Origin of the sequence: Mesorhizobium sp. AR07 (assembly GCF_024746815.1) — a bacterium.
GTDB lineage: Bacteria > Pseudomonadota > Alphaproteobacteria > Rhizobiales > Rhizobiaceae > Mesorhizobium.
Genome location: NZ_CP080525.1, coordinates 5,115,753 through 5,134,889 on the forward strand (window position 1 = coordinate 5,115,753; position 19,137 = coordinate 5,134,889).

Genomic DNA, 19,137 nt, shown 5'->3' on the forward strand with positions numbered 1-19,137 from the left:
AGGAATGTCAAACGGTTTCCGTCGAGAATTGCGTCAAGGCAAGGGGCGGAAAATCCATCCCTTTGCGGGATGGATCAAAACGCGGATTGTCCCGATGCTCAGGCCTACTGGCTGGCCAGCGGCGCCAGCTTGACCTTGATCACGTCGCCAGGCAACACCGGCGTATCTTCCTTCGCCGCGATTTCGCTGGTCTTGCCGTCGACGACCCGCACCAGTGCGTAGAGCAGGCTGGATTGCTGGTCAGTGTCGCTGGCGACTCTCATCGCGGGATCGCTGGCCTGGGCCATCAGGCCTTTCTGCATGTTCACCTTCAGCGCGGCCTCGTTCAGGTCGGCTTCGGTCTGCTGCCGGTCGGTGGCGAGACTTGAACTCAAGGTGTTCTGGGCATCGATGGCGTCCTGCTTCGCCTTGCTGATCGCCTGCTTGGCGGTGAGGATGGCGGTTTCGTAGTCCAGGATCTTACCTTGCAGGTCGGCGACGGACTGCCGCGAGTCCAGCAGCCGGGCGTTGGCGATCAGGCCTTTCTGAGCCAGCGGGCCGATGCTGGCGAGTTGCTGCTGTGCCAGGTCGACCTGCTGCTGCTGGTTGACGATCTTCTTCTGCAGCGATTCGATCTCGGACTGCAAAACCCCCTTCAGATCGTCGAGCGCCTCAAGTTTCAGCTTCAGCGCCTTTTGGTCTGATGTGAGGATCGTCATCTCGTCCGCGATGATGGCCGGCAGTCTCGGATCGCCCTCGACCTCCTTCGGCACGTCGAAACTCGTCTTGCCGGACATATCCGCGTCGATCCGCGCGCGCTTGACGATCAGCCGAATGCGCTGGTCGTCGGAGATATCGAAGTTGCCCTTGGCGGTGACCAGGTCCTTGCCGAGTTGAGGGCCGTAGTCGGCGTTTCGCCTGATGCCGCCGGCGACGCTGATGGCTTTCAGCACTGTCAGGTCGGGCACATAGGGAAATTGGCCGGGGTTCTGCACTTCGCCCGAAATGTAGAATGGGCGGAACTGAGCCATTTCGACCGAGGCTTCCGGCTTGTCCGACAAAGCGAGCTTGCGCTGCAGCGCCTCGCCGATCGCCGCGGCGATTTCGGACGTGGTCTTGCCGGATGCCGGCAGCTCGCCGGCGAACGGCACTGACAGCGTGCCGGATGGACCGACCGTGTACTCGCCATTCACGGCCGACCAGTCACGAAATGTGCCTTCCACGGTCTGCCATTCGGCAACGCGGATGGTGAGCTTGTCCTGCGATCCGAGGCGGTATTCGCCGGCGGCGGCGATGTGGGGGATGACCAGCGACACGGCAACGCATGTGGCCAGCAAACGCGCCCGCCGCAGGCGGCCGGAAAACGGGCCGCTGCGAAAGGCTTCGAACATATCTGTTTTCAACTCAACGTTCCGATCCGCTTCAGCCCCATCGCCCGATGAGCTTGCCGCCGTGTGTTTGCGCCGCCGGCCGGTCAGTAAGAGCCGCGCGACATCCAGACGGCCGGCACGGTCTTGATGATGATGCGAACGTCCTCGAACAGCGACCAGTTCTCGACATAGTGGCGATCGAAGGCGACGCGGCTGTCATAGGAAACGTCGTTGCGGCCGCTGACCTGCCACAGGCCGGTCAGGCCGGGGCGGGATTTCAGGTAATAGACGGCCGATGTGCCATAGATCTCCAGTTCGTCGCGCACGACCGGACGAGGCCCAACAAGGCTCATGTCGCCCTGCAGGATGTTGATGATCTGCGGCAACTCATCGAGGCTGAGTTTCCTCAGCACCGCGCCGACACGGGTGACGCGCGGGTCGTTCTTCAGCTTGCGGGTGGCTACCCATTCCGCGTTGGCGTCCGGGTTGGCGGCAAGATAGGCGGCCAGCACCTTGTCGCCGTCCGGAACCATGGTGCGGAACTTCAGGCAAGGAAAAACCCGCCCGCCGCGCCCGATTCGCCTGTGGCCGTAGAAAATCGATCCGCCGTCGGAAAATTTGACGAGCAGGGCGATCATGACAAACAGCGGGCTGAGAGCGATCAGGCCCATCAGTGAACCGGTGATATCGAAGCCGCGTTTGAGCAGGCCGCCGATCGGCGGCGGAAAATCGATGTCGACCTGCGAAAAGCCCGCGGTGGCCGACTTGGCAACGTCCCTCATGCCGTAAACTCCATGCGTTGAACGAATGGTTCACCACACGATACCAAAAAAATGCTGCAGCGCAACACGCAATTTCCCGGCCCGTTGAAATAGTCACGTCATGAATTGACTAAATAATAAGCTAGACATGCACAAATTTCGGGATATTTAGCACATTTGTGACAATAAACGGGCACGGTCGAAAAAATAAGGACATTTTTGGGGCGATTTTTGGGCAAGCCTACCTATCTGTCTGGGTGAGGTGCATATTAGTGCTTTAGCATACCGTGATACTAAGGCCAAATCGTATAAAATACTACTTAATGTGCTCAGTTTACTGAAAAATGATGACCGCCGGAGATCGGCTCAAATCCCGTCGCGTGCATTGCAGCATGGCGGAGTCCATCGCAAAAGCTCAATCAAAAATATCCGGAGTTGCCCTTGCCGCCTATTGCTCGCCTTAATAGAATTGCAAATTATACCTGTCAGAGTAACGGCAGGTGGAAAAGGCCGGAAGCAACCGGCCGAGAGTGGGCGACCTTAACAAGCCCGCGTGACAAGGGACGGCGCTCGGGTGGGGCTATCGTTGGATATACCCGAGCCGGTTTATGGGCTGTTGGGTATGGCGCTTCCAAAATTCATCATCGGGATGATTTTCGCTCTGGCGATCGTCGTTGGCTGGTCCTGGCTGGACGGCGCGTCGATCGGCACGACGCTGGTCCGCGTCATCATCTGCGCTGTTGTCATTCAAGCGGGCTACTTCGTGCTCGTCTATGCCATGATCGCCAGGAGCGCACCGACGCAGGCCGACAGGATTCGCGACGCCGAAAGAAAGCTGAATGCGCCCGAGGTGACCGAAGGCGAGAAGTTGAGCGCCAGGCGCAGCCTGCACTAAGGTGTGTCGATATTCAGGTGATGCCGGCCTGACCTGAATCTCAACACACCTTAGCCTGGACCCTCAGGCCACGTCGGCGGGTTCCCTTTCGGATTGCTCGCCCGACAGCATCCTCGATAACCGGCTGCCTGCCTTTTCCTTCAGCCGCTGATATTGCCCGACTTCGACGACACGGCCGTTTTCCATCGCCACCACCCAGTCGGCGAAGGCGATCATCGATGGCCGGTGCGCAATGGTCAGGATCGTCATCGTGCCGCGCAATCCGTCGATCGATTTGGCGATCAGCGACTGGTTCTGCCAGTCGAGCGCGCTGGTGGCCTCGTCGAGAATCAGCAGCGACGGCTTGCGCAGCAGCGCGCGCGCCAGCGCAATGCGCTGGCGTTCGCCGCCCGATAGCCGCACGCCGCGGTCGCCAACCACGGCCTCCAGCCGGAGGTCGAGCCGTTCGACGAAGTCGCCGGCATGCGCCGAGCGCAGCGCGGTCCACAGATCGTCATCGCTGGCTTGCGGCGCGGCAAGGCGCAGGTTCGCCGCGATCGTGTCATGCAGCAGGAACACGTCCTGCGGCACATAGGCCACCTGATCGCGCCAGCGACGGCGATTGCCGGCATCGATCTCGACGCCGTCGGCGAGGATCTTGCCGGCGCTCGGTTCGAGCAGGCCGAGCAGCATGTCGGCGATCGTACTCTTGCCAGATCCGGAGGGGCCGATCAGGGCGGTGACCTTGCCGGCCGGCAGGCCGAAGGTGATTCCTGTGACGACCGCCTTGGCGGGGTCATCGCCATAGCCGAAGGAAACGTCCCTGATGTTGAGCCCGGTGACGAGCGAGAGCGTGTCGCCTTCCCCGGCGCCGCCGTCGTCCGGCTCGCGTTCGGCGTCGAAGCGCGCCTGCATGCTGCGCATCGCGGTATAGGCGGGCAGATTGATCAGGACTTGTTGCGCCTGCGCCTGCATGTCCATGAAACGCGGCGCGATGCGCATGAAAACCAGCAGCAGGACGACGATCTCGGCCAGCGACAGGTTGAAGCGGACCAGCGCCACATAGATGAAGAGGCTCAAGCCGACGACGCTCGCCACCTGGAACACCGCTGTGCCGATCGTGCTGTTGCGCACATAGTCGATGTTGTCGGCTTTCATCTTTTCGAGCGTCGTCTGCAACTGCGCGAAATAGCTCGCCTCGACGTTCAAGCTCTTGGCCACCTTGATGCCGCCGAGGAATTCCGAAACCGTCCGGTACTGATCCTGCCGATTGGCCGTCAGAACCCGGCCAAAGGCGGTTGCGCGCGATCGAAACGGCTTCAGCGCCACGAACATCAGGATGCCGATCACCACGGCAAACAGCGTCATGACAGGCGAGATGAACACCGAGACCAGCAGATAGCCGGCCAGAAGCACGGCGATTTGCACCAGCATCAGGAGCGAGAAGGCGGCGCCCTGCACGCGGTCGATGTCGCCCGTCAGGGCATGGTCGAGATCGGAACTGCGCATGCGCGTAAAGACGCCCCAGCGCGCCTTGCCAATGCTCTCGAACAGGTTCATGCGCACGCGGTTGATGAAATCGAACAGCAGTTTGGCCATATAGACCGACTTGAAGCGGTTGAACGCCGCCTGCACGGCGACAAGCCCGACCAGCATGCAAAGCACGGTCGTCAGTTGCAGCGTTCCGTCCGGCACCAGCCAGCGCACGAAATCACTGTTCGGCAGCCTGACCGCGAAATCCTGGTCCGCGCGTCCGACCAGATGCAGCAGCGGGATCAGCAGCAGGATCGAGATGCCCTCGGTCAGGCTGCCGAGGATGAGGAAGACCAGCGCTGTCCAGGTTCGCCGCCCGCCGATCTGGGCGATGACGGCGCCGAACGCGGCGACGTCTCGAAACAGCGACAGGCGAAGAATTGAGGACTTCGACATTGCGCTCACGGATGCCCAGCCGCCAGATCGCGCTCAATCAGCGTCACGGCCTCGCCGATCCTGTCGAGGCCCGTCGGGACTTCGAGGCGACAGACGCCGACACGGTCCGCGAGCCACGCGCATTGCCGAAGATGCATTTCCGCAAAATTGCTGGGCAGGGCCGCGCGGCCGAAGCGCGTCACATAGGAGAATTTGATGATGGCCGGCAAGGCGGCGATGCCTGGCAAGGGCGTGACATCGGCCCGTTCGCCGCGCTCGAGGATGTAGATCCTGGTCGCCGGCACCTTGGCATGGGAAAAGGCGCCATGCAGGCGATGCTGCATCTTGTCGATTGCCGGATGCACTTGCGGCCGCACCTCCGCTTCCCCTGGCGAGATCGCCGCCGCGGCGTCCGCCGCCAGCTTGATCTGCGGGAAACCCGGAACGATCATCGGGTGGTTCGGGTTGGTCATGTCCAATGCCACCACGTCATCGGTAAGCAGTTCATGTCCGGCCCGGATCATGGCGCTCGCCGTCGTCGATTTGCCGGCGCCCTTGTCGCCCATGAAGATGGCGCTGGAGCCGGCGACCGCTATGGCGCTGGCGTGCAGGACGAGCAGGCCGCGCCGGTGCAACAGCAAAGCCATGACCGGGCCAAGCAGCGGAAACGCGATCAGCGTGTCGTCGACGCCAGGTGCCGGCTCGATCTCGATGCGGCAGCCATCGGTGATCAGGAACGCGCCGACGGCATGCCACGCCAGATATTGCCGGTCCGGCTCGAAGCGAAAATCGGTCGCCGCCTCCAAGGAGGGTTTTGGCAGGTCGATCGGGCCGATGGTGATCAGCACATCCGCCGCTGCCGGCGCTGCCGGCTCCAGCTCGGGCAACGTCACCTCGGACGCGATGGTCAAGCCATAGGCACGGTAGAAGCGACGGTCTCTTGCAGCCCTGCCGTGCCGAAGGGGAAGATCATTGTATGCGGCGAGCGGCGCGTTCCCGGACATCATGCGGGGCTCCCGTTGTGCTGGAGCTGCCGCAGCCAGAGCGACAAGGAGGCCGAGCGCCAGACATATTGGACATCCAAAGGCGCTGCCTGATCGGGCCGGTGCTGCAGCCGCGCATAGGCGGCATTCACCTGAGGCAGGTTGACATAGGGCGCGATGCGGCCCGCATCCGAGACCAACAGCTGTTCCAAGAGGTCGCGATGGTTGCGCAGCATGCCGTTGACGAGATTGGCCGTGAAGTCGATCTTGTCACGCCGCCACTGCACGGCCGCCGGCAAGACGCCTTCCATGGCGCGGCGCAGCACATAGCGGCCAAAGCCGTGGCTGAGCTTCTCCTCGCCCGGCAACGCCAGGCAGAACTCGACCAGCGGCTTGTCCCAGAACGGATAGCGCGGCTCGACGCCAAAATTGGCCGCGGCCTTGTCGAGAACCTCGAAAGCATGCGGGACATAGCCGTTGGACAGGATCCAGCGATGGCTCAAGGCGTCGCTGGCCTGGACGCCGGGCGGCATAGTGCCGGCCCGATGGAATCGGTCGACAAGCTCGGTGCGCCTGGCCAGATCCGGATTGATCAAGTCGCGCCAGCTTCGGCCGCGCGGCGCCGGCTTGCGGATCCTGTTCAGCGCACGGGTCGCCATCTGCCTCAGCTTCGCGATGCGCCAGGCCGGGCCGTAGAGGGTCAGGAACTGGAAATACAGGCCGAGTGTGCTGTCGCCATAGGTGTCGGAGGCGCTGCGGACCTCGCGCCACAGATCCATCCATCTGCCGGCATTGGCAAGCTCGTGCAGATGGCCATGGCCCTGTGAAACGACCTCGTCGCCGCCATGGCCGTCCAGCAGCACCTTGATGCCCTTGGCGCCTGCCGTCCGGTAGATGTCGCGGGTCAGCGTCAGGCCCGGCGCCAGGAACGTTCCTTCCTGTTCTTCCAGAACGCGTTCGAATTCGGCGAATGGCGCATAGTTGCCAACCGGGATCAGCGTTCCATCAAACTTCTGCTGGTCGAGAACGGCATCGATGAACAGGCGCTCGTCCATCGACGAGCCCTTCTCGAAAACCAGCGAGAAGGTCGGCAGCTTTGGTTTCCGCTCGGCGGCGTTCTGCAGGCCGGCGACACAGGCGATCGAGGACGAATCGAGGCCGCCGCTCAGCATCGCGCCGACCGCCTGACTTCCGCGCATGCGGTTGCGCACCGATTGCGCAAACAGATGGGCGAATTCCTCAGGCGCATCCGACCGCATCGGCCGTGGCGAGGGTTCGATCTGCCAGTAGCGGCGCAGCACCACCTGTTGGCTCGTGACGGTGAGGCTGTGGCGGGCCGGCAGGCTGAAAATCTCGCTGTAGGGTGTCGACTGCGGGTCGTCGGGAAGCCCGGCCAGGAACCCGGAAATCCGGTGCTCGCTGACACGCGCGTCGACCCCCTCGACGCCAAGGATCGGCCCGATCTCCGAGGCAAAGGCAAAACGCCGGTCCGCCGCGTGGTAATAGAACGGCTTGACCCCGAAATGGTCGCGCGCGCAAAACAGGAGCTGCCGCTCGCCATCCCAGATGGCGAAGGCGAAATCGCCTTGCAGATGCACGGGGCAGGCTTCGCCCCAGCGCAGATAGGCCCGCATCAGCAAGGTCGCATCGGCGACCGACCTGTCGCGGATCCCGAGCCTGGCCAGCAGTTCGTCGCGATTGTCCAGCCGGCAATCCGCTGTGATGGCGAGCTTGCCGCCGGCCATCGTCAGCGGGCCGGGGCCGGCTTCATCTGACGTGTTGAGCCAGGCGTGGCCAAGGGCGATGCCGGCGTCCAGCCACCACGAACTTCCGTCGGGGCCGCGATGGCGCATGCGCGCCAGCATCTGCTGGATGTCCACTGCGGCGACCGCTGGTGCGTGTCCCTGTCGCAGCAGGATTCCGGCCAGGCCGCTCATTGGCTGCCGTGGTCGACGAGATGGGCGAAACCGTCGATCGATCCGCCAAGCACGATATGGTTGTCGCTGACCAACCAGGCATGCGCCTTCAGCTGCCCTCCCGTGCCGCGTTCGATGCCGATGCGTACCGTCGAGGCATTGCCCTGGCGGGCGAGGATGTACTGGCCTGAAAGCGCCTGCGTCAGGCAAGTGGCGTAGGGGACGAAGCGGGAAGCGGCGGCAACCCCCCAGGCGACGCGCCGCAGTTCGCCCATGCTGGCGCACTGATGGGCGTCGAGCCGGGTTACAAAGCTGCGAACGCGGTTATAGGACAGCAGCGTCAGCCCAAGCCGAACCGCCGAGACCACCAGCAGGCAGCGGCCGAGGAAGATGATTTCCGAGCCGCTCAACGAGAGAACCCCAAACAGACTTCGCCGGCTTTGCCGACGCTTCGTGCGCGTTGGGTTTCTTTCCGTCGCGGGTTCCTGCCGCAAAACCATCGCCTTTTGCGGAACCTGCCTAGACACGTTCCTCATGATGCAGCCTCGCAAGCCCGTTGTCGGCCAGGCCCTTCAGCAACGCGTCGACGTCGGCCTTGCAGCGCTCGGGGTCGACATTGTAGCGCGCCAGCACGGCGCCACGGATGTCCAGGATCGACTTCGGCTCCTGGATCAGGTCCCAGATGAAGGCGCCGACGCCGTTCAAGCTGTAATAGATGTTGGATTTCAGATTGAGGAGCGCCCGGCCATCGCCGAACTCGCAAGCCACGGCATCCTTGGTCGCGCTCACACAATCGTGGTCGGCCAAATCATGGTGGGATAGCTTCCAGTTCATCCCAAAACCTCGCTTACAATACGCTTCGGCAGTTCGAGGCAACAAAGGCGGAGTCGGAGGTTTTTGGTCCCCCGACTCTCTTATTTTTGGATCCAGAGTCCCAACGTCGTCACTCTGGAAAAGCTGCGATAGACTTTCAGGAAAACGTCAGGTCGCCGATCGGCGTATGGGCAGGAAACGATGCGTCGATCGCCGTGCTGCCGCCGCCGCCCTGGGTGATGGTTTCGATCGAACCATGCACCGTCAGGCTTGGCGTTTCATATTCATGCTTTTCAACATTCTGTTCCATTTTACTCTCCGATAAGGACTGGAAACGGCCTGTCGAGTGCCGTCAGCACTTACATGCTGCAGCGCAATAGCTGCATGGCAGCATTTATGAGTCAAGCCTGATTTACCAGGCGTTAATCAATTACGGGTTGCGGGCGTCACCATATGTGTGAGCCGTGCCTAAAACCTGACTTTTTTTAAGCCAATTACATGTGCACTGGGGTCGTGTCGATGGCGATTCTTTAAGAATTTGATTTTGCTTGCATAAAACATTTGCTGGTGCGCCTGTTTTTTAGGCATTGCTAATATGGCGGATTTCATTTGGTAAATCCTTGGTGATGCCCGGCTAGGACGCCTTGCCAAGGCGGCATTTCCACTGCGGGAGCCGCCGCCCTCCGGACAGTGCCGATAAACGCTATGGTTGCAAAATTCCGCACTGCAAAAGGAAAGCCTTTACGGCATAGAGGTTTTTGGTGATGCTTGCTTCGCACTTGCAGCATACCAGCCGCGCAAATCGCTTTTTGGGAGACTGTGCGCTAAATGGCCTTGCCGGAAAGTTCCTATGAACGATTGCGCGCCGCCGATTGTGCCGACGAGGTTGCTTATGTGCAGGCTTGCCTCAGGTTGTATTTCGCCGGGGCGGGAGCCGCCGCCGTCTCTACGCCCAGCCTCTCTGTTGCCAACGTCGCCGACATTGCCAGGTTGAACAAGGTCGCGACCTTTGTCCTCAAGGCCCTGTCGCGCGCACCTGCACAGGGAAGACCGGCCGAGCTTTTCCACTGGCTCGACACCTACCGCAGGAGGACAGTTTCGATGAACGCGTCCTGCATCATGGATTCGATGGCGATCCATGACGTGCTGCGCGCAAACCAGATCGATTTCGTCTTTTTGAAGGGCCCGTTCCAGCAGCTGCTGCTCTATGACGACCACTTCATGAAGCCTTCGGGCGATGTCGACATTCTGGTTTCGCCGGTCGGGTTTTTCAGCGCGCGTGATGCGCTGCGCTCGATCGGCTACGAGGTCGCCGGCAAGTCGCGCTCGGTCTGGTGGGTCCGGTTCCTCGGCGAACAGCATATGACGCGCGGCGATGGACCGAGGCCATCCACGGTCGATCTCCACTATCGCCTTCAGCAGCCGGGATCGCCGAGCCCGCGCGACGCGGACGGGTTTCTGCGGCGCAAACGTCAGGTTGAGATCGCCGGCGCGACCGTGCCGGTCACCTCGGCCGCCGATACTTTGCTGTTGTCCTGCATCAGCGTCGCCAAGGCGCTGTTCAACCGGGAACCCTGCGCCGGCTATGTCTGCGATATCGGCGCCAGCGCCAGCCGCCTCGGCGAGGCGGATCAGCAGCTCGTGCTCGACGCCGCGGTGGCGCAGGGGCTGGACGATACGCTGCTGCTTGGTGTGCGCGCCGCCGATGTGCTGCTCGGCGGCGCCGGCACGCTGCTGTCGCAGCGGGCGACACGGATCCTGTCACGCATCGGCAATGAGGACCTGCTCAACATGGTCATCGCGCCGTGGCTGTCGTCCTTGCGATGGCCGCAGCGGCGAACGGTGCTGTGGGAACTGTGCGGCCGCGCGCCCGTGCGTTATCTGGCCGAGGCCGGCTGGGCAGCGTCCGCCGACATCAGCCGCCGCATCTTTGAACGGCCGGGCAATCGCGAATGAAGACTGGGCGCCGAACGAAGACAGATCGGGCGCTGATGGCAATCCTATCGGGCATCGAACGGGCAAGGGGCGAACACAGATCGATATCACCTGTATGAGAGGCCAATCCATGTCGATGACGAAACCCCAGGTCTGCGTGATCATCGCAGCCAAAAACGCGGCGGCGACAATCGCCGTCGCCATCGCGTCCGCGTTGCGCGAACCGGAAGTCGCGGAGGTCGTCGTCGTCGACGATGCCTCCACCGACGACACCGCGACAGTCGCGCGATCCGCCGACGACGGCAGCGGCCGGCTTGCGGTGATGCGCCTCGACGTCAATCGAGGCCCCTCCTTCGCCCGCAATGTCGCGATCGCCGGCTCGAAATCGCCTTTCATCAGCATTCTGGACGCCGACGATTTTTTCCTCGAAGGCCGGTTTCGCAACCTGTTTGCCGGCGCCGATTGGGATTTCGCCGCGGACAACATCATGTTGATCAGGGACGATGCGACGGGCGACGCGACGAAAATCGTTGCCCCGCAATTTGCCGCCGATCCGGAATTCCTCGATTTCGAGCGCTTCGTCGAAGGCAACATCTCCACGCGCCGCGTGCAAAGGGGCGAGCTGGGCTTCCTCAAGCCGGTGATCAGCCGTGCTTTCCTCGACCGCCACGGCTTACGCTACGACGAGAGCCTGCGCCTGGGCGAGGACTATGAACTCTACGCCCGCGCGGTCGCCCGCGGGGCTCGGTTCAAGGTCATCCGCTCCTGCGGCTATGGCGCCATCGTCCGCGCCGATTCGCTGAGCGGTCGCCACAAGACGCAGGACCTGAAGCGTTTGGCCGATGCCGATCTGGCGCTGCTGGCGATCGACAGTCTGCCGGAAGGCTCGAAAGCGGTGCTGAGACGGCACGAGCGGCACGTGCGCGACAAGTACCGCTTGCGGAATTTCCTCGACGTCAAGGCCGAGCGCGGGCTGGCATCCGCGGCGGCCTATGCCTTCGCAAGTCAATCCAATCTGGTCCCCATCGTCCAGGGCGTGGCTTCTGACAAGCTCGAGGCGCTGTTTCGCCGCGTCGGCTTTGTGTCCAGGCACAAGCACGTGCCGCCATTGCGTTTTCTGATGGCCGGAACCAGCGCGGGCAAGGAGCGGTAGGGTGTCCGGCGCGTGCGGTTCGTCCGCCAGCGCCGCCCCGTCGCGCAAACCATTTCGGACGGATTTATGAGTTTACGAATTGGGTGGTTGCCTCACGGCTCCGACGATGGCAGTCTATGTTGCGGTGCAGCAAATTAGACGACCAGCCGAACTGGCCCCCGATCCGATTGGTCCGATGTGTCGCTCCCTCAGAGGAGCAGGGCATGCAACGCGCGTTTTTCAGCCCCGGCTGCGGGGATCGGCCAGAAGCCCGGCCCCTCTAAGCCGGCGATGACAGGAAGCTGAGCCCATGGCCTCGATATTCGGTTTCAGATCAAGGGATCCGGCCCGCGACCGGCAGAACGATGTTTCGCGTCTTGATCGTCTGGCAAAGCTGTTCGAGCAGGTCACGGCCGAGATCGAGGCCGAGAGAGATGGGCTTGAGAATCGTTACCGGACCAAAGCGACCAACGCCGCCTTCCTGGTCGAAGCGATGGAAAACGGCTCTGCCTCCGAGCGACGGTCGTCGGAAGTCAGCGCGCTGACCAAGTCGATCCTGGATTGCGAACGCCGCATCGCGGCGCTGTCGCGCCAGAACGGCATGATGAAGGAGGTTCGTCACTCGCTGGATATGGTCTTCGACGAGAATTCCGATTCGGCCGGCACCGCCGAATTCGCCAGGCCGGCAGGCGCTGGCAGAGGTTGAACGTGAAGGCTCGGAATTGGTGCGGCAGATTTGATGCGAGGCGGGAAAAGGAATTCGGGAGGGTCAAGCAGGAGGTCAAGGTTGACCCGTTCAGGAGCGGTTCGAACGTCGACTTTGGGTTGGGGACGCACAGCACAAAGGTGAGTTTGGTATGAATTCGGATCCGAAAACTACGTCCACCATCGCAATCCCGAGGACGCCGTTCGCGCGCCAGGCCAGGCAAACGTGCCCGAGGCGGTGGAGTTCGATCAGCGCGTTGCTGCTGGCCGCTCTTGGCAGCGTCTTGTTGGCTCAGGCTCCTTCGCATGCCCAGGACATTCCGACATCGCCGTCGTTCGTCGATGATTTCAAAAGCTTCGATCGTGCGCGCTGGTATGTTTCCGACGGCTGGTCGAATGGCAGTCATCAAAATTGCACCTGGTCGAAGGGCCTGGTCGAGCTCTCCGACGGCGTGCTGTCGCTCGGTTTCGAAAAGCAGAAGCTGAAGGATCGCGACTACGCCTGCGGCGAGGTCCAGACCAAGCAACGCTTCGGCTACGGCACCTATGAGGCGCGGATGAAGACCGACACCGGCTCCGGCCTCAATGCGGCTTTCTTCTCCTACATCGGCCCCACGGACAAGCAGCCCTGGGATGAGATCGACTTCGAAATCCTGACCAAGGATACCTCCAAGGTGCAGGTCAACGCCTATATCGCCGGCAAGGGCAACAATGAGAAGCTGGTCGACGTGGCCGGCGGGACTGAAAATGCCTTCAACGACTATGCCTTCGTCTGGGAGAAGGATAGCTTGCGCTGGTATGTCAACGGCCAGCTGGTCAACACGATCACCGATCCGGCGAAATTGCCGACGCATGCGCAGAAGATATTCTTCAGTCTTTGGGGCAGCGACAAGATGACCGGTTGGATGGGAGCGTTCGCCGATCCGGGCCGCAAGCTCAAATTGCAGGTCGAACGCGTTGCCTTTACGGCCCTGGGCGAACCCTGTCAGTTTCCGGAATCGCTGGCATGCAGCATAAAGTAGTTGGGAAAGTCGAATTGAACTGGCCGGACCGAAATCGGTCCGCTGCCTTGCATGGGAACGAAACCGAATGAATTTGACGGTCTTTGGAATTGGCTATGTCGGTCTCGTGCAGGCGGCGGTGCTTGCCGAAGTCGGGCACCAGGTGGTGTGCGTCGACATCGACGCCGACAAGGTCGAGCGGCTCAACCAGGGCCTCGTGCCGATTTTCGAGCCCGGACTGGAAAGCCTCGTCAAGGAGAACCACGCCGCCGGTCGCATCAAATTCACCACCGATGCCCCGGCCGCGGTCAGGCATGGCGAAATCCAGATGATCGCGGTCGGCACGCCGCCTGGCGAGGACGGCTCGGCCGACCTCAAATATGTGCTGGCGGTGGCCGAGACCATCGGCCGCGAGATGGACACGCCCAAGATCATCGTCGGCAAGTCGACCGTGCCGGTCGGCACCTGCCAAAGGGTAAAGGCCAGGGTCGCTGAGACGCTGAAGGCGCGGGGACGAGAGGACCTGACTTTCGACGTGGCCTCCAATCCGGAATTCCTCAAGGAGGGTTCCGCCGTTGCCGATTGCATGAAGCCCGACCGCATCATCGTCGGCACCGACAGCGAGGACACCGAGGCGGTGATGCGCGAGCTCTATGCGCCGTTCAACCGCAACCACGAGAAGATGATCGTGATGGACGTGCGCAGCGCCGAATTCACCAAATACGCCGCCAATTGCATGCTGGCGACCAAGATCAGCTTCATGAACGAGATGGCCAACCTGGCCGAGCAGCTCGGCGCCGACATCGAGGAAGTTCGCAAGGGCATCGGCAGCGATCCGCGCATCGGCTACCATTTCATCTATCCGGGTCTTGGGTATGGCGGCTCGTGCTTCCCGAAGGACGTACGCGCCCTGATCAAGACCGCCGAAGGCGTCAAGTTCGACGCCAAGCTGCTGCGCGCCGTCGAGGAGCGCAACAACGAGCAGAAATCCGTCCTGTTCGACAAGGTGAACCGCTATTTCAAGGGCAATCTCAAGGGCAAGACCTTTGCGCTGTGGGGGTTGGCCTTCAAGCCCAACACCGACGACATGCGCGAGGCGCCGGCGCGCACGCTGATGGAGGCGCTCTGGAACGCCGGCGCCAAGGTGCAGGCCTATGACCCCGAGGCCATGCAGGAATGCCAGGCCATCTACGGTCTGCGCGACGACCTGCTCTTGTGCGGCACCAAGGAAGCAGCACTGCGCGGCGCCGATGCGCTGATGATCGCCACCGAATGGAAGAGTTTTCGCGCCCCGTCCTTCGATGCGCTGAAGAATGCGCTGACCACGCCGATCATCTTCGATGGCCGCAACCTGTATGATCCCAAGGTCATCGCTCGTCACGGCATCGAGTATCACTCGATCGGCAGAGTGGCGGCGTGAGCCAGGGCTTTGACAGGCGGAGGCAAGATCGAGCGGGTCGCGTCCGGCGGGTGAGATGGCCATGACGAACGCGCCCGGCGCGGAAAGGAGTTGCAGCTGATGGTGCTGGACGTAAAGCCCGAGCAAATCACCAAGGATCATTTCGATCTTGTCGCGATCGGTTCCGGTTTCGGTTCGGCCTTTTTCCTGCATGAGTTCGCCAGGCGCCGAAAGGCACGCGTTCTGATCCTGGAGTGGGGCCGCCACAACACCCACGAACGGCAGCTCGAGCAGAATGCCAACACCGATATGGCCGACGAGACGACCTACAAGACCAATTCCGACAAGCCGTGGAATTACACCATCGGTCTGGGCGGCGGCACCAATTGCTGGTTCGCGCAGACGCCGAGGTTCCATCCCAATGACTTCAGGCTGAAAAGCGCCTATGGCATCGGCAACGACTGGCCGATCAGCTATGACGATGTCGAGCCATTCTACTGCGACGCCGAAGACATCATGTCGATCTCGGGCGATCCCGACATGGCGGCGATGCTGCCGCGCTCGAAGCCGTTTCCGCAACCGCCGCACCGCATGTCGACGCCGGACCGGATGATGAAGGCGGCGCAGCCCGGCCAGCATTTCGTCATGCCCACCGCTCGCGCCCGTGTGCCGACCGCGCAGCGCACCTCGTGCTGCGCCAATCTGCGCTGCTGGCTGTGCCCGGTCGACGCGAAATTCACCGCCAACAACGGGCTGAAGCACGTCTTCGAGCATCCCGACATTTCGGTCTGCCTGGGTGCGGAAGTGCGGCGACTCGATCATGTCGGCGGCACGGTCCGCTCGGTCACGTTCACGCATGACGGCAAGGAATACCAGGTCAGCGGCGACCTTTTCATTCTCGGCGCCAACGCCATCCAGAGCGCGGCCATCATGCTGCGATCCGGCCTTGGCGGTGAGTTCGTCGGGCGCGGCCTGCACGAATCCTACGGCTGGAATTTCGAGGTCTATCTCGACGGCGTCGACAATTTCGATGGCAGCACCATCACCACCGGCCTGAATTTCGGCCTCTATGACGGCCCGCACCGGGCGGAGCACGCGGCCGCATTGGTCTATTTCGAGAACCGCTGGCAGCACCGGATGCGTGCCGAAAAGGGGCGGCTGCGCCAGACGCTGCCGCTCGTCGTGGTCACCGAAGACCTGCTCGACCCCGAAAACTTCGTCACCCTCGACGAGGACGAGAACGCCTTCGTCAGCTTCGACGCACCGTCGGACTACGCGGTGAAGGGCATGGCTCGCGCGCTGGATAAATTGCCTGACCTTTTGGCTCCGCTGCCTGTCGAAAGGCTCTTCGATCGCGGCATCCGGCCCACCGAATCGCACGTTCAGGGCACGCTGAGGATGGGAACCGGCCCGGCCGATTCGGTAATCGACAGCGACATGATCCATCACCAGCTGAGAAACCTGGTTGTCGTTGGCACCAGCACCTATCCGAGCTGCTCCTGCGCCAACCCGAGCCTGACCGCCGCGGCCCTCTCCCTGAGGGCGGCGAACCGCATGGCGTGAGAGGAGGGCATCGGATGATCGAAATTTCCAGACGCTCGGCCCTTGCCATCGTAGCCGGTGGAGTGGTGTCGACGGGTGTCGCCTTTGCCGCCGTCCGTTCGTTTTCAGATGAGGACCTGGTGCGCGTCACACTCGAAAAATACCTCGGCAGGCTGAACATGCGCATCGAGCATCTGCAGCAGTTCGTGCTGGAATTCCGCAACCGCAACCCGTGGATATTTCCGAGTGAGAAGCTGAGCGATGCCATAACCTTGCTCGAGAAGACAAGGCTCGGCGAAGCGCGCCAACTGCTGCCGAGGCAAAAGCGGCGCGATCTCAGGCATTTCGACCGCTGGCTCGTCGCCGAGTTCCACATGCTGACCGATTACGCCTGGCGCAGTTCGCGCCAAGCGATCCGATCCGCTTCACCGGATGGCAGCCCTGCACCAATCCGTTCGCCAATCTCGAGCTGCGACAGGCGTGAGGCGAATTGCGAAGCAGGCCTCTTGGTCAGGCCGGTTTTGAAACAATGCGAGAATGAGACAAGGAGCCGGTCCCATGAAAGTCCTCTTTGCCAGTGGCAATGGCTACCCACCCGAGTTCGGCGGCGGCGTCCAGTCCAGCACCCATCACCTGGCTGAGCAGTTGATCGAGCATGGCCATGAGGCGTCGGTGCTGGCGGCTCTGTTCGGCGACGGCATGTTTGGCCTCAAGGCGCGCGCCAAGATGAAGCTGCTGCGGCAGCCGGCGGTCGTCGACTGCCATCCTGGCTATCCAGTGGTTCGCACCTGGTTCCCCTGGGAGGCGGCAGGCTTTGCCGTCGAGAAATTGCAGCCGGATGTGGCGGTGGTCCAGTGCCACAAGTCGGTTCCGATCGGCAAGGCGCTGCAAGCCGAGGGCGTGCCGCTGGTCGTCTACCTGCGCAATGTCGAGTTCCACGAACTGGACGGCGATCTGCGCGAGCTGCATTCAGCACTTTACATCGCCAATTCGGAGTTCACCGCGCGCACCTACAGAAAAGAATTCGGCATCGATGCGACGGTGATCCCGCCGACCATCAATCCGGCGCACTACAACACGCCGACGACGGGCCAGTTCGTCACGCTGATCAATCCCTATGAGGAAAAGGGTTTTGAGCTCGCGGTGCGCATCGCCGGCGCGTGCCCCGAAATCCCGTTCCTGTTCGTCGAAAGCTGGAAGCTGGAGGATGACCATCGGGCGCGGATCGAAGAGACGATTGCGCCCCTCGGCAATGTCACACTGGAAAACCGGACCAACGACATGAAGACGGTCTATGGCCGCACGAAGATCCTGCTTGCGCCCAGCAAATGGGAGGAGGCCTGGGGCCGGGTGGCGTCGGAGGCCCATTGCAGCGGCATCCCTGTTGTCGGCTCGCGGCGCGGCGGCCTGCCCGAAGCGGTAGGCCCTGGCGGCGTGGTGCTCGACTATGACGCTCCGCTTGCCGTCTGGGTGGCAACCGTCAGGCTTCTGTGGAACGACAACCAGGAATATGACCGGCTCTCGGGCCTTGCGCGCAGCTTCGCCGGGCGACCGGAACTCGATCCCGATCGCCAGTTCGTCACCTTCTTCTCGATATTGGACAGGGCTGTGCAGCAGCGCGCGCGCCAAGCGGCGTAGTCCAGGCTCGCGGCAAGCCGCGTAGCTCGGGCTAGAGCGGTTCACCGTTTCACGGAAACGGTGAACCGCTCTATCTCTTTGTTTTAACGCAATTCCGGACGGAAAACCGTTTCACACTTTTCCTGGAATTGCTCTAGCCGCGTAGCATGCGGATCAGGCCGGGCGTTTGACCCGGCTTTTCAGCGTCTCGTAACCGCGGGCGCCAAGCAGGGCGCGGGCAAGGGTCTTGGCGGCGCTCTTGCGGCCTGCCTGCGAGTTGATCTGCCGCAGCCTGGCCGGCAGGTTGCGGGCCGCCTGGCCGAGCGCCGGCAGCGACAGTGCATCGGGAAAGCTGACCATGTGCGTCTCGACGCACAGCACCGGCTTGCCGGACAGTTCGGTGATCCTAAGCGCCTGCTCGTGTTCGCTTTCGATGAACAGGATGGCATCGGATTTGCGATAGAAATCGGCCTTGAAACTGCCATGCGCGCCAAGCCGCTGCCGTTCCGCCTTGCTAGGCAGATCGAGCATGATCAGCTGGTCGTATTTGATCCCGTTCTTGTCGAGCCACGCCTCGGTCAGCGCGCGGTATTTCTCCAGCCGGCTGGTGACCAGCCAGCCGATCTTGTGGGTGGGGGCATGGAGAGGCCGCGCTTCGCTGAGGAATTTCTCATAGGCCGGGCCGTCGTCGTTTTCCGCTTCCGTCGGATCGAGACACAGCACGCCGTCGATGTCGACGCAGCATTGCGCCAGGAATTTGTGATGCATGAAGTTCCATTGGAACATGCGCGGATGCGGCACGACCTCGAAGACGAGGTCGGTTTCCTGATGCTGCGGCTGCAGGCCGAACACGGCGGCAAAGGTGAAGTCGGCCTCGATGCCCGCGGCAGCAATGCGGGCGCGTGCGTCACGCATGGCGTTGCCGCCGGCGACGCTGTCGTCGATCACCAGCACCTTGCGCATCTCGGATACCTTGCGGTCGAGTGCGGCGCGGCGCTTGGTGATGCCCGACGTGTAGATCCGCCCGGCCAGGAAACTGTCCAGATCGGTCATCGGAATGTTCGCCACCAGGCTCACCAGCGTCGCCGCGAGCACGCCGCTTCTGGGAACGCCGACCACCAGGTCGATATCGCGCGGCAGCCGGTGCAGGCCCCTGACGATGGCGTCGTTCATATCGGAGATCGATCGGTAGTGCATGGGTT

General features: G+C 62.2%; 17 protein-coding genes and 1 pseudogene. 9 read left to right on the forward strand and 9 right to left on the reverse strand.

The annotated features are described in order from the left end of the window. Window positions 1–104 precede the first annotated feature (104 nt). On the reverse strand, window positions 105–1,370 hold the full coding sequence (locus tag BPNPMPFG_RS25720; protein WP_258591416.1) for a polysaccharide biosynthesis/export family protein: 1,266 nt from the start codon (window positions 1,368–1,370) through the stop codon (window positions 105–107). 83 nt (window positions 1,371–1,453) lie between these two features. Next, window positions 1,454–2,131 (reverse strand): sugar transferase, encoded by a 678-nt coding sequence (locus BPNPMPFG_RS25725; protein WP_258591417.1) that lies wholly within the window; start codon window positions 2,129–2,131, stop codon window positions 1,454–1,456. A 532-nt stretch (window positions 2,132–2,663) separates the two neighbouring features. Here BPNPMPFG_RS25725 and BPNPMPFG_RS25730 point away from each other — a divergent pair. Continuing rightward, window positions 2,664–3,005, forward strand: a complete 342-nt coding sequence (locus tag BPNPMPFG_RS25730) for an exopolysaccharide production repressor protein (RefSeq protein ID WP_258591418.1) — start codon at window positions 2,664–2,666, stop codon at window positions 3,003–3,005. Between the two features lie 63 nt (window positions 3,006–3,068). Here the strand turns inward: BPNPMPFG_RS25730 and BPNPMPFG_RS25735 are convergent, their stop codons facing one another. From BPNPMPFG_RS25735 to BPNPMPFG_RS25760, 6 genes are all read right to left on the reverse strand, one after another. Then, window positions 3,069–4,913, reverse strand: coding sequence for an ABC transporter ATP-binding protein (locus BPNPMPFG_RS25735; protein ID WP_258591419.1), 1,845 nt, complete (start codon window positions 4,911–4,913; stop codon window positions 3,069–3,071). 5 nt (window positions 4,914–4,918) lie between these two features. Then, on the reverse strand, window positions 4,919–5,899 hold the full coding sequence (locus tag BPNPMPFG_RS25740) for a phosphoenolpyruvate carboxykinase (ATP) (RefSeq protein ID WP_258591420.1): 981 nt from the start codon (window positions 5,897–5,899) through the stop codon (window positions 4,919–4,921). Continuing rightward, window positions 5,896–7,812 (reverse strand): lasso peptide isopeptide bond-forming cyclase, encoded by a 1,917-nt coding sequence (locus tag BPNPMPFG_RS25745; RefSeq protein ID WP_258591421.1) that lies wholly within the window; start codon window positions 7,810–7,812, stop codon window positions 5,896–5,898. Before BPNPMPFG_RS25745 ends, BPNPMPFG_RS25740 begins: the two co-directional genes overlap by 4 nt. Continuing rightward, on the reverse strand, window positions 7,809–8,201 hold the full coding sequence (locus BPNPMPFG_RS25750; protein WP_258591422.1) for a lasso peptide biosynthesis B2 protein: 393 nt from the start codon (window positions 8,199–8,201) through the stop codon (window positions 7,809–7,811). Before BPNPMPFG_RS25750 ends, BPNPMPFG_RS25745 begins: the two co-directional genes overlap by 4 nt. A gap of 109 nt (window positions 8,202–8,310) precedes the next feature. Next, window positions 8,311–8,625 carry a PqqD family protein gene (locus BPNPMPFG_RS25755; RefSeq protein WP_258591423.1) on the reverse strand — a complete coding sequence of 105 codons (315 nt, stop codon included), beginning with the start codon at window positions 8,623–8,625 and terminating at the stop codon, window positions 8,311–8,313. 136 nt (window positions 8,626–8,761) lie between these two features. Then, window positions 8,762–8,914 carry a lasso peptide gene (locus BPNPMPFG_RS25760; RefSeq protein WP_010913078.1) on the reverse strand — a complete coding sequence of 51 codons (153 nt, stop codon included), beginning with the start codon at window positions 8,912–8,914 and terminating at the stop codon, window positions 8,762–8,764. 518 nt (window positions 8,915–9,432) lie between these two features. On the opposite strand from BPNPMPFG_RS25760, the gene BPNPMPFG_RS25765 reads away from it, so the two are divergent. The 8 genes and pseudogenes from BPNPMPFG_RS25765 (at window position 9,433) to BPNPMPFG_RS25800 (ending at window position 17,956) form a co-directional block, all read left to right on the forward strand. Then, window positions 9,433–10,560, forward strand: a complete 1,128-nt coding sequence (locus tag BPNPMPFG_RS25765; RefSeq protein ID WP_258591424.1) for a nucleotidyltransferase family protein — start codon at window positions 9,433–9,435, stop codon at window positions 10,558–10,560. A gap of 109 nt (window positions 10,561–10,669) precedes the next feature. Further along, window positions 10,670–11,692: a glycosyltransferase family 2 protein gene (locus BPNPMPFG_RS25770; RefSeq protein ID WP_258591425.1), complete on the forward strand. Its 1,023-nt coding sequence runs from the start codon at window positions 10,670–10,672 to the stop codon at window positions 11,690–11,692. Between the two features lie 289 nt (window positions 11,693–11,981). Beyond that, complete coding sequence (locus BPNPMPFG_RS25775; RefSeq protein WP_258591426.1) at window positions 11,982–12,377, forward strand: hypothetical protein; 396 nt, start codon at window positions 11,982–11,984, stop codon at window positions 12,375–12,377. A 151-nt stretch (window positions 12,378–12,528) separates the two neighbouring features. Continuing rightward, on the forward strand, window positions 12,529–13,398 hold the full coding sequence (gene exoK, locus BPNPMPFG_RS25780; RefSeq protein WP_258591427.1) for an endo-1,3-1,4-beta-glycanase ExoK: 870 nt from the start codon (window positions 12,529–12,531) through the stop codon (window positions 13,396–13,398). A gap of 67 nt (window positions 13,399–13,465) precedes the next feature. Beyond that, entirely contained in the window at window positions 13,466–14,797 is a 1,332-nt protein-coding gene (locus BPNPMPFG_RS25785; protein WP_258591428.1) for a UDP-glucose dehydrogenase family protein, read from the forward strand. A gap of 99 nt (window positions 14,798–14,896) precedes the next feature. Next, on the forward strand, window positions 14,897–16,339 hold the full coding sequence (locus tag BPNPMPFG_RS25790; RefSeq protein WP_258591429.1) for a GMC oxidoreductase: 1,443 nt from the start codon (window positions 14,897–14,899) through the stop codon (window positions 16,337–16,339). Between the two features lie 14 nt (window positions 16,340–16,353). Further along, window positions 16,354–16,802 (forward strand): annotated as a pseudogene (locus BPNPMPFG_RS42940) (hypothetical protein). 74 nt (window positions 16,803–16,876) lie between these two features. Then, window positions 16,877–17,956 (forward strand): glycosyltransferase, encoded by a 1,080-nt coding sequence (locus BPNPMPFG_RS25800; protein WP_258591431.1) that lies wholly within the window; start codon window positions 16,877–16,879, stop codon window positions 17,954–17,956. A 153-nt stretch (window positions 17,957–18,109) separates the two neighbouring features. Here the strand turns inward: BPNPMPFG_RS25800 and BPNPMPFG_RS25805 are convergent, their stop codons facing one another. After that, window positions 18,110–19,132 carry a phosphoribosyltransferase family protein gene (locus BPNPMPFG_RS25805; protein ID WP_319945956.1) on the reverse strand — a complete coding sequence of 341 codons (1,023 nt, stop codon included), beginning with the start codon at window positions 19,130–19,132 and terminating at the stop codon, window positions 18,110–18,112. Window positions 19,133–19,137: the final 5 nt, after the last annotated feature.